The 11,388-nt window shown below is 44.2% G+C and carries 8 protein-coding genes; 5 read left to right on the plus strand and 3 right to left on the minus strand.

Annotation, left to right across the window (positions count from 1 at the left end):
- The coding region (locus VM802_RS14245) for a hypothetical protein (protein WP_325531569.1) at window positions 1-449 on the plus strand (449 nt) is incomplete at its 5' end.
- A gap of 194 nt (window positions 450-643) precedes the next feature.
- On the opposite strand, the gene VM802_RS14250 is transcribed toward VM802_RS14245, so the two are convergent.
- From VM802_RS14250 to VM802_RS14260, 3 genes are all read right to left on the minus strand, one after another.
- On the minus strand, window positions 644-2,557 hold the full coding sequence (locus VM802_RS14250) for an Ig-like domain-containing protein (RefSeq protein WP_325531571.1): 1,914 nt from the start codon (window positions 2,555-2,557) through the stop codon (window positions 644-646).
- Window positions 2,558-2,716: 159 nt separating this feature from the next.
- Window positions 2,717-3,895 (minus strand): hypothetical protein, encoded by a 1,179-nt coding sequence (locus VM802_RS14255; RefSeq protein ID WP_325531573.1) that lies wholly within the window; start codon window positions 3,893-3,895, stop codon window positions 2,717-2,719.
- 121 nt (window positions 3,896-4,016) lie between these two features.
- The gene (locus tag VM802_RS14260; RefSeq protein ID WP_325531575.1) at window positions 4,017-6,413 is read right to left on the minus strand and encodes an ABC transporter permease; all 2,397 of its coding nucleotides are present in this window, start codon (window positions 6,411-6,413) and stop codon (window positions 4,017-4,019) included.
- A gap of 950 nt (window positions 6,414-7,363) precedes the next feature.
- On the opposite strand from VM802_RS14260, the gene VM802_RS14265 reads away from it, so the two are divergent.
- From VM802_RS14265 to VM802_RS14280, 4 genes are all read left to right on the plus strand, one after another.
- On the plus strand, window positions 7,364-8,482 hold the full coding sequence (locus VM802_RS14265) for an epoxide hydrolase family protein (RefSeq protein WP_325531577.1): 1,119 nt from the start codon (window positions 7,364-7,366) through the stop codon (window positions 8,480-8,482).
- A 90-nt stretch (window positions 8,483-8,572) separates the two neighbouring features.
- Entirely contained in the window at window positions 8,573-9,070 is a 498-nt protein-coding gene (locus tag VM802_RS14270; RefSeq protein ID WP_325531579.1) for a methyltransferase family protein, read from the plus strand.
- Between the two features lie 30 nt (window positions 9,071-9,100).
- Window positions 9,101-9,238, plus strand: coding sequence for a hypothetical protein (locus VM802_RS14275; protein ID WP_325531581.1), 138 nt, complete (start codon window positions 9,101-9,103; stop codon window positions 9,236-9,238).
- Window positions 9,239-9,375: 137 nt separating this feature from the next.
- The gene (locus tag VM802_RS14280) at window positions 9,376-11,175 is read left to right on the plus strand and encodes an ATP-binding response regulator (protein WP_325531583.1); all 1,800 of its coding nucleotides are present in this window, start codon (window positions 9,376-9,378) and stop codon (window positions 11,173-11,175) included.
- Window positions 11,176-11,388: the final 213 nt, after the last annotated feature.

Raw genomic sequence — 11,388 nt, forward strand, 5'->3', positions numbered from 1 at the left:
ACTGTGTCTTTTTCAATTGCAAAAACCCGGTTGTTTTTTGGAAAAACGACGGAGGAAAGGGTAGCCATAGCGCCATGCGCTATTGCCTGGTATATGGCTGTTACTTCAGCGGTGTCTGGACTACCCAAAGTACGAACGGGGATGATTTTGAGTTTCACCATAATGTAATAGCCAGCTGCAGTACAGTATGGATAAGAGAAAAAGGGAGTACCCGCCGGTACAAGGCTTCAGATTGTGTTTTTGCCGGCAATACAAATCTGGCAGGATATGGCAGTGGTCCGTTAAGCGGCAACAATACCACTTCAACGGATTTCCTGGAGATGGAAAATGTACAAACTACCGGTACTGTACAAATTGAAAAAGATCAAAGCAAGCGTAATTACCTTCAGTTAGCGAAAGGTTCCATTGGCGCTGATTTAAAGGCAGGGCTTTTTAAAAAGAAGGATTAACTTCCAGTCTGTCTTCATTAAAAACAAAAGAGGGAAAGCAGTGTACTATAGCGCTTGGGGACGCCCACCGGAAAAAATAAGCCCGTTGGATAGTGCTGCCGTGGTTATTTGTAATAATCTATGTATAGAGCCAACACGGAGGTTGGTTCTATACATAGATTATTAAACTGTATTCCTTTGAGATCTGTTCATTCTTACTTCTGCAGCATTATACGGCTTTGGTATATTTTTCCATCAGAAGTGACTACTTTTATCAGATACATTCCATTGATGGCTTCCAGCCGGAATGTATTCCTATTCAATATAGTCCTTTTTATTTCCTTACCCTGCAAATCAACAATAATGAGCAATGCGCCGCTCAGTTCCCGTTTACTGCTGATCTTCACCTCCCCGCTGGTTGGATTGGGGAATAATTGCAGCGGTTGTACGTTAGATTGACGGTTTGTGGTCTTACGGGCAATTGCCGTGCTATTGGGGCATAAGGCTACTACTACACTTACTTTCGCGCGTTGCCGGTACTCGCAACCAATTTTGGAGGTAACATAATAAGCAGTGGTAGTGTGCGGGCTAACCGTATAATAATTGCCGGTATGCAATAAGGTACCACCAGTAGGTGCATCGTACCATAGAATGGTTATAATAGTGCCCAATGTGCTATAGGCATGTAAAGTTGTGCTATCTCCCCGGCAAATACCTACACTATCTGCATCTACATTTGGCAGGTTAGCAGAACCACCCTGCGTAAACGTCATGTGTACACGATCAGACCTGCAACCGGTAAGTGGGTTCACTGACTGCACATAAATGTCTGCGTAGGCAGTTCCCTGGCTAACATGATCCGGTGTAACAATAGTGCTGCTATTGATGACAATGTAAGAAGTATCCAGTAATATTTCATTATTGTTATTGTAAGAAAGGACCATCCTTACATTATAGTTAAGCCCTTGCTGGTGATTCTGTATCGTTAGCGCCTGGGCGCCGCATACATATCCCTGCGGAACGGAGTATACGGGGTCCGGAAGTTTATGCACAATCACTCTCACCGGTCTGCGCCGGGGGTAATCACAGGTATATCCGGCGGTAACGTAGTAAGTAGTGGTAGTATCCGGGCTCACCTTATAATAGTTGCCGGTAAACACCAAATGGCCACCCGTTGGCGCATCATACCAACGCATCTGCGGGGCAAAAGATATAGGGCTAAATGCGTGTAAGGTGGTACTATCATATTTGCAGATGGTCACGCTGTCTGCATCCACACTGGGATATTCTGCGTAGCCACCTGTAATGAATGCCTGATGTACGTTGTCTGACTTACAGCCGGTAAATGGGTTTACTGCCTGTACATAGATGTCTGCCTGGGCGCCGTTGTAACTGATAAAGGCCGGCACCGTAATCGTATTACTATTGATGAGCGTATAGGAGGTATCAAAAGCGGCAGCAAGACCTGTATATACTACCCTTACATTATAATTAATGCCTTCGGGGTGGTTTAGTACGGGGATTAATACGCTGCCACAGACTCTCTGTTGCGGCACTGTATAAACCGGGTTGGCCGGCTTACCGGAATTGCGGTAAGCGTAATAAATACGGAAGCCATTTAACAATGCCAGCAAGCTGCTATTCAACGTGATCTTTACCCGGTCAAAAGATTGGGTGGGGTGTAACACAACCTCAGCCCGGGTATTGTTCTGCAATAGACGCAGCACCGAAGAGTCTACCGCATGTGCATCGTTATTGGCGGTGCTACCGTTAAAAGTTTGTACCGTAATGTTGCCGAAGAGATTAGCAGACAGGACAGCATTCCCACTGCCAATGCCAATGACTAGTGAATCGCAGCCACTGATGCTGGCTGATGAAAAGATCAATGTCTGGTAAACAGTTACGCCCAGCAAGCCGGCTGTAATAGCGAATGAGGAATAATCGTTAAGGTTAGCATTATTCACTGCATTGCCCGGGTTTACAACTCCGCATAGCAGGCAAATACCTGTAACGCCATTGGTTTGGCTATCAGTATAGATGCGTTGGGCATACAAGGGGTTGCATAACAGGCATAAAATGGCCGCAATCAGCCATACCATTTTTTTGAGCGAGTAGAATTGTGTAAGCATATAAAAGGAGGTTAATGAATAGGGGTTAATTGTTTAAATAACAGGAAGAAATTTTATCTATGCCAGCCTATAGTTTCTGCATATTTGATTTTCGGGTAGATGCCTGTACAGTTAAAATCACTAAGAAAAAAGAGAGCCGTCTTACAATCAGGTCATCGTCTACACATGGCCTACTTCCGGGAGGTGATGCAACAGGGCTTCAAATGGAGTGATATCTGCGGCATCAGCCTTATTTAAAATATGCCCGGTCAGAAAAGCGGCAACTTTATCCACAACGGTATATGCCAATTCCCGGTCAAACAGTCCTTTAGTCTGTTGTTGCCGCCAGAACCACTCTATCCGTGATACCAGTGCACCTCCTATCGTCAGTATTTGTCCGGGTACGGTAAGCACACGCCGTTTTTTAAGCGCCTGCATAATGGAGATGCCACCAGCGCCAGGAGATACCGCGAGGCTATGTGCCAGCAACAGGCAGGCGCCAGGTTGCAGCATGCTAATATCAGACTGTTCCAGTTCCTGTCCGATAGTAGTAGCAATAATCACTTTGCCTGAACGGAGACAGTCATTAGTGAACTTACCCGGAACAGCCTGTTTTACAGTGATGCAGGCAGCATCAGGAATTATGACATCTGCGGCGCCGTTTGAATAGGCAGTATCACAAATGATTATTTTCTGAAAGCCGTTATGTAACAAGTGTTTCAATACAATTCTACCTATTGCCCCATTAGCGCCGATGAGCGTAACATGGTCTGTACAACTGATATTAAGGGTCTTCATAACAGCAATAATGCCTGCGGCAGAATAAGGTGCTTTAGTGCCGCAGCCTCCATTTCCATGGCTGATGCCCAGCGTATGGGGCGTATATTTAAAAAGATGATCAGCAAAAGAGGCAAACCGGCCAAAGTCCGGCGTTGGTTTTATTCTTCCTTTTTGCTCATTCAGCAACCTGCCAACCGACTGCATTACGGAAGATATAATTTCCGGGAAGCCGGTGGCATGATGATCACGCAGTATATTTTTAACTTTCCGGTTTTTGGGCCGGATAATGCACCTGGCGGCGCCTACTTTATTGTTCAGTAAACCGGCAGGTAATGCTTTGTTAAATTCATGCAATATCCCTGTTTCAATGGCGAAATTGATAAGCCTGTTTTTAAGAGCACTTTCATAAATAAGCAGGTTATTAAGGGTGGTAAGCACCAGCTGGTTATCCGTGTTAAAGGGCAATATACGGGCGCCGCCGTAGGCATAGGCATAATCTATCTCATCTTGTAAAAGATGGGCTATCCAGATATCCGCGTAGCAATTAGTGATCTTATAATAACAGGTTCTTACTTCCATAATAAATATGTTTATATGGCATTCACCTGAGTTGGCACAAAATACGTATTCGCACTGCCGTTATCTTTCAAAAATTTACCGGAAGATGGCATTACAAGTAAAGGGGGATATACCGGTTTTGTTATTCCGTCCTGAGATTCTTTATTGGATTGGATAATGCGGCCCTCACCGCATGATAGCTCACGGTGAGCGCTGCCACTATAAAGGAGCAGAGAATGGATGCCGCGAAGATCTTTCCATCGATCTGTATATGATATTTGAAGTCTTGCAGGTAGCGGTACATTACATACCAGGCGATGGGTGCAGCGATCACAAAGGCGATCAGCAGCAGCTGACTGAACTCCTTACCGAATAGCCAGAGGATATGGCTTACATTGGCACCGAGTACCTTGCGGACACCGATTTCCCTTGTTTTTTGCACTGCCATGAATGACACCAATCCGTATAATCCGAGACAGCCGATGAAGATGGCAATACCTGTCAGGATTTCCACCAGCCTGAGTATCAGCATATCTTGTTTATAGAATTTTGCGATGCTGTCGTCGAGGAACTCGTAGGTGAATAAATATTCCGGGAAGGTTTCATTCCATGTATGCTCAATAGCGGTCATGGATGATTTCAGGTTGTGTGTATTGATCTTCACGCCGCAGCTGATATACTGGTACCAGGCAGGCGCCATACAGAGCGGGTCAATTTCACTATGGAAGGAACGGGTATAAAAATCTTTTACCACCCCTACAATCGGGCCTTTCTTTTCACCTCCATCCATATAGAGCATCTTCCCTATTACTTCCTGTGGAGAGGTGATATTCAGCTTCCTTACAAATGTTTCATTCACCACAAATTCGCGCGTAGTATCTGAGGGGAAGAAGTTCCTTCCCGCTACCAGTGTGAGTCCGAATGTGGATAGATACTGGTCGTCGGCGTCTTTCATATTAGTACTCCAATGCTCATTTTCGCGACGGCTATCGTAGCGCACACCAGTGGCATTCACGTTGCCGGATGCCGGGGCCCGGAAACAAAAAGAGGCATTCTCCACGCCGGGTATAGCGGCCAGCTGTTTACGCAAAGTGCTGATCTTGGCTTTGTCTTGCGAAGGGATAGGGACCATTACCACGGCGTCCTTGTTAAAGCCGAGGTCTGTAGTCCGGGAATAATATAGCTGACTGGCGATGACAATTGCGCCGATAACAAGCATCTGGCAAATGGCAAACTGTGTTATTACCAGGATACGGCGGAGTGAAAACCCACCAATGTGCCGCTGTGATAGTCCACCTTTCAGCGACAGTACCGCCTGAAACCGTGCCATTACCAATCCCGGATAAGCGCCTGAGAGGAACGTCACCACTATTACCAGCAACAACAGGAAGAGTGGCAGGCCGGAACTGTTGAAGAGAGGGAGCTGCAGGTTAACATCCAGCAACTGACTCAGGTAGGGCATAGCGATCCAGGCGATCACGCAGGCTGCGACAGCGGCCATCAACGTTATCAGGGCTGTTTCTGCGATGAACTGCCAGAAGAGTTGTGTGCGCAGGCCTCCCAGCACTTTCCGCACACCCACTTCTTTGGAACGGCTCAACGCCTGCGCAGTAGCCAGGTTAACAAAATTCACACAAGCTGTGACGATCAGGAACAGCCCTATTAATGCCAGTCCCCACAGGTACCTTTTATCGATGGCACTAGCGAAGTTGGCATCGAAATGGACGGTTGCAAGGGGAAACGCCCTGAAGCGCCAAACCTGTTTGTCTTTATCGTTGTAATATTTCTGAATGGTAAGGCCGAGTGCTTTATCCAGCTGTGCGGAGGTAACGGAAGGTTTCAGCAGCACGTAGCACCTGGTTTCGCTATATACACCGCCCCAGCTGTCGTCGCTGGCAGTGTATGAGTTCTGTTCTTTCAGGTTGCTATAAGATACAAAGACCTGTTGCCGGGTATCAGTGTTAGCAGGTAGATCTTTTAATATACCTGTGACCGTGAAGTTAATTTTATTGTCAAAGCGGATTACGCGCCCCATGGCGTTGGCTACGCTGCCAAAATACCTGATGGCTACCGCTTCTGTTATCACGGCTTCGTTGGGAGCAGCCAATATTGTTTTTCTGTCTCCTTGCAGTAATGGGAAGTTGAAGATGTCGAAGAAAGACGGCTCTGTGAAGGCAATGCCAGCTTCTTCTCTGAATTTTTTGGTACCGGTTTTACCGGAAACGGCGAGCAGCGCATCCCAGTAACTCACGATCCTGGCGGTCTTGTCCATTAAGGAAAAGTCGGTACGCAGCGCCTTCCCCAACGGGCCAGGCACGCCTTGCGTATGGGTTACCGTTTCATCATGGAACTCTGTAATAATGCGGTAGATCCGTTCCCTATTTGCATGAAAGCTATCAAAGGTCAGGTGATACCTGACGATGGTGAAAATAAGGATAGCGCAGGCAATACCCAGGGAGAGGCCCACCGTATTGATGATTGCATATGCCTTGTTACGTCTCAGATTACGCCAGGCAACAGTGAAATAATTCTTGAACATGGCAACCCTTTTTGGATGATAAGTATCAAGGTGTTCAAAAGATTTACCAGTTTATAAGCAGTTGATTTTCAAAGAAGGCAGCGTGCCTGTGATGTTCAGTTTCAGGACAGGCGATGTTCGATAATGAACATTTTGTTTTGTTATTATGTAATTCTCTTGCCTGCTGTGTGATTGTCTGAACTGTGATTTTTATGATTGAATTGATTATCCTGATATGCGAATATATGCAAGAAGGCCCATTTAGGTTGATTCTAAACGGGCCTTGGTTATTATAGTCCAGAGGCCGTGTATCTTCGGTTAAGGTAGCAGATGCAGCCTGGCATTAGTATTAAATCAGATATAATTTTCTCTTTACTTCACTAACCTACCCCCAAAATGGGATTTTTTTTTCATATATTTATTCAGAAACGTGCTTATATTGTTACAGTTAACACAATAGCTGAGCTAATAACAACACCAGAACAATAATTTTACATAAATCCCATACGGCCAACAATTGCCAGGATGAGACATCATGTAAAAGTATTTATGGACAAGCCGATGAATGCCTGAAAAAAGATGGACCTTAGTCATACACCGATTGTCATACTGTTATTACAGGTTGTAAATTGCAAGTTCAAAGTTCAATTTGTTGATGTGTGTACTGAAGTAGCATAATACTGTATTACGCTGAATACCTACATGAGATCTTAATAGGGGGAGTTTAGTAAGCTGACCAAGATCTTTATTGAATTGATGAATACGTGATCACAGAAGCCAAATGCTTATTGAAACAAAGTACCGTTTCCATAATGAAGATCTGTTATTGTCTGGCCAGCCTGCGGCCGGCCCAACATATCCTTGTTTTAGTAAAACCACAATACATGATGAGAAAGTTTCGCTCTTTTATTTTCGCATCGCTCCTATTGAGTGCAACAACTGTTTATTCACAAACCCAGAAAATGTCCAACATGAAAAATGTATCACCCTTTAACGTATCTGTTCCGCAACAAGTATTGGATGATTTAAAATCCCGTTTGAAAAACACCCGCTGGCCTGGCGAAGCGGAAGGCTCCGGATGGACCTTCGGCACCAGCGAAACTTATCTGAAAGAACTGGTGAATTACTGGCTCACCCGGTACGACTGGCACAAGCAGGAGGCAGCACTGAATAAGTACCCGCAATACATCGCGGAGGTGAAGGGTGTGAAGATCCACTTTCAATATATCAAAGGGAAAGGAAAGAATGCCAAACCGCTCATCTTAACGCATGGCTGGCCGGATAGTTATTACCGCTTTCACAAGATCATACCCCTGCTCACTGAAGGCGAACAAAGCTTTGACCTGGTGATTCCGTCTATCCCCGGCTTCGGGTTCTCTGATAAGAAGGCGATGAGCAGCGAGGCGGTGGCCGATTTATGGAAAGTACTGATGACAGAGAACCTGGGTTATACAAAATTCTATGCAGCCGGCGGCGATATAGGCATGGGTGTTACCAAGGCGCTGGCATCGGAATACCCTGATGTGGTAGCGGGTGTACATTTTACAGACATCGGTTATCCAATGGGGCAGGAAGATCCGAATACCATGAGCGAGGAGGAAAAGAAATTTGCGCAGTTTGTGCAGCAGTGGTGGTACAGTGAAGGCGCCTATGCTATGGTGCAGGCTACCAAACCCCAGTCGCTGGCTTATGGCCTGAACGACTCCCCCACCGGATTGCTGGCCTGGGTACTCAGCTTCACCAATGCCGGCGCTCCGCCTGAAATGATCGAACAGGCATTCGGCGGCAGGGATGAATTGCTCACAAACGTTATGATTTATTGGGCCACGCAAACCGTTGCTACCTCCATGCGGATGTATAAAGCAGATGCAATGGCCCAGTGGAGCGGTGCACCACCTTTGCAAAAAAGCAAGGTACCCGCGGGTATTATCGTATTAGCGAGAGAAGCACAGTTTCCCAAGGAATGGGCTGAGCGTTTTGTAAATGTGGTGAGCTTCAAGAAATTGAAAGAAGGCGGGCATTTTGCGGCACTGGAGTTACCAAACGTCTTCGCAGATGAGTTAAGGAGTTTCTTTTACAGTATCAATTAGGACGCGTAGCCTGGTTGTACACGCACTATAAAAAACGTCAAATCCGGCTATCCTAGCCGGGTTTGACGTTCAAGCCAAAGTACTATTTTAATGAAGAAACCATCCCTGTTTGCACATTTAAGAGATGTGCTATTGCTGCCTTTCGTGGTTACGGTTATCGTCCCTTACCTGGTCTACGATCCGGAGCAACGCCTTATTCCTGATCACATGCTGCTCAAATGCGCCGGCATCATAGCACTTTTAGCCGGACTCACGCTGCTGGTTACTACCGTTCTGCTATTTGCCAGGATTGGCAAGGGGACGCTGGCGCCGTGGCAGCCGACACAAAAGCTGGTTATATCGGGCCCTTACAGACATTGCCGTAACCCGATGATCAGCGGTGTTCTTTTGATACTGATATCAGAAACACTGTTGTTACACTCCACCAACCTGCTGATTACATCTGTTCTCTTTTTTGTGATCAATACGCTGTATTTTATCTACTCGGAGGAACCCGGACTTGAAGAAAGGTTTGGTGAGGATTACCGGCGCTATAAGCGCCAGGTACCGAGATGGGTTCCGAAAATGAGTCCTTATAAGGAGGATTGAGTTTACAATACATCATGATAACCAATACAGTTGGCGTTTCAGCAGCGGCAGTCGAATGAAATCAGGATAGGTTATGCCTGTATGCTGCTGAAAGATACCAACAAAGGTGTGATTGAAGATAGCGACTATTACAATAAACTATCTGGCCGCAAGAAAGAAACCTGCTAATTCCACATTACTAAAGATTGCTTAACTGATAATTAACAATTGGATCTGGCTATAAGCTGTAACTTATCTATAAAGGACTGATATAATCATTCTTCGCAGAATAACTCAACCAAAACCATAACCCTCAATTTGCCGGTATGATAAGAAATATCCTATCCATTGGTATCACCGATGGAATAACCCAGGCAGACGACAAAAACAGATTGATGCGCGTGAACGCAACAGCTGCCACCCTAATACCGATTAGCTTATTCTTTGGGTTTTATTATAGTTTTCTTACTGGTAAAACCCTTTTTGCAATAGCAACAGTTATTGAAAGTATCTTTTTCCTAGCGTCAATTATACTAAATTATAGGGGAAAGTATGAACAAGCCTCACTTACATTACAGCTTACTATAAATGTGGCAATCATATTTTTCGGTTCACTGCTAGGGGAAGTAATTGAGCCGTTATGGCTAACACTGTTTCTGACTTCCGGTCTCTTCTTCCAGAAAGGAGGTGCAAATCAAAAAATCTGCATCGGACTTTCAATTATTACTCTTTTTCTGTTAGAAGCCAATAAGATATATCAGGTGATTCCAATAATGACGTTCCCCTCTACAATTAAGTCAATTATATACTATACCGCCTCTGGGACAATTCTATTTCTATCCGTATTTATTCAGTTCTTTTTCATTGCGCAAAACAGGCGTCTCATAAAGGATATTACAGACATAAACGAAAATTTAGAAGAAACGGTCCGGCAAAGAACCCAAGAGTTAAACTACACGATGTTAGCACACTCACATTTTATCCGAGAACTTACCCATGAAATCCGTAATCCGCTGAATGGAATATTTGCAATAACTCAAGCGAAATACCTGCGATTAAAGGAGCTTGATGATGATTGTGATCTAAGGGATGATGAAATTCGAGATGAGGATGAAAGCCTGTACCACTCGTGCTATAATTTATTGAATATATTAAACAACATACAAGATAGTTTCAAATTTTCTTCAGGGATTAAAGATGCACCGAGTAGGGATATAGTCCGGGTAAGGGATTGGATCGGAGATATAATTAACCTGTATAGCTTCTTCGCCAGGGAGAAGAATGTAATGATTCATCTCTCAATGTGTGAATTCCCCTTGATTATTACTGATAAAATCATGGTAACAAAGGTTATCAATAATATACTCATCAATGCAATCAAATTCACGAAGAAAAACACTATTGTTAAAATTGAAATCGGGAGAGACAATGAATACTGGAATGTTGTTATAATAGATCAGGGGCCGGGAATACCGGTTGAAAGGACCGGAACCATATTTAAAGAATTTTATAGAACCAAAACAGAGTTCGATGGTACCGGATTAGGGCTTAGCATAGCGAAAAGAATAGCGATGGCTCTAAAGGGAGATATAGGAGTTACAAGTATTGTTGGAGTTGGAACCCAATTTAGGATTATATTTCCATTCGAAGAAGTGGAAACGGAAGCTGAGATAATTGCTTTTCAAGAGCAAGAGGAAAAAAAGATCAATAGAAAAATTACCGCTGCACAGCGGCCCAAAAGAACCATTCTGTTAATTGACGACGACACACTTTCCCTGAATTTCGTCGCCAGGCTAATAAGCTCAAACGCACAAGAATATACCGTTTTAACAGCCAATAATGCAGCTGATGGTATTAAAACAGCTACTCTAAAACAACCTCATGTAATCCTGTTAGATAGTCATATGCCAGGTATTTCAGGAAGGGAAATTGTTAAGCAATTATCAAAATCTCAATCAACCGAAGACATCCCGGTAATTATTATTTCAGGAGATAGCGATAGAGAATCCAAAATAGCATACTATGAATTGGGCGTCATAGACTATATTGTAAAGCCAGTTGAGTTTCACCTTATTATTCCCATTCTTGATGATCTCTTCAACAGCAAATCAGTAAAATTCAGCTAACCCTTGCCACCAATCAATCCTGTTTCTTTAATTCAGTCGGATTTTGTATACCCATATCGGGTATACAAAATTAATCAGTATTGTCCGACTAAAATAAGTGAATAAAGCATAAAAAAAGGGGGCAAGCCCCCCAATAGTTTCTATGTTTGGGTTACCACACCTTAAACGTAAAAACTTGGATAAAGATAAAAAATTTACCGGACAGCCGATTTT

Origin of the sequence: Chitinophaga sp., assembly GCF_035538455.1 — a bacterium.
Lineage (GTDB): Bacteria > Bacteroidota > Bacteroidia > Chitinophagales > Chitinophagaceae > Chitinophaga.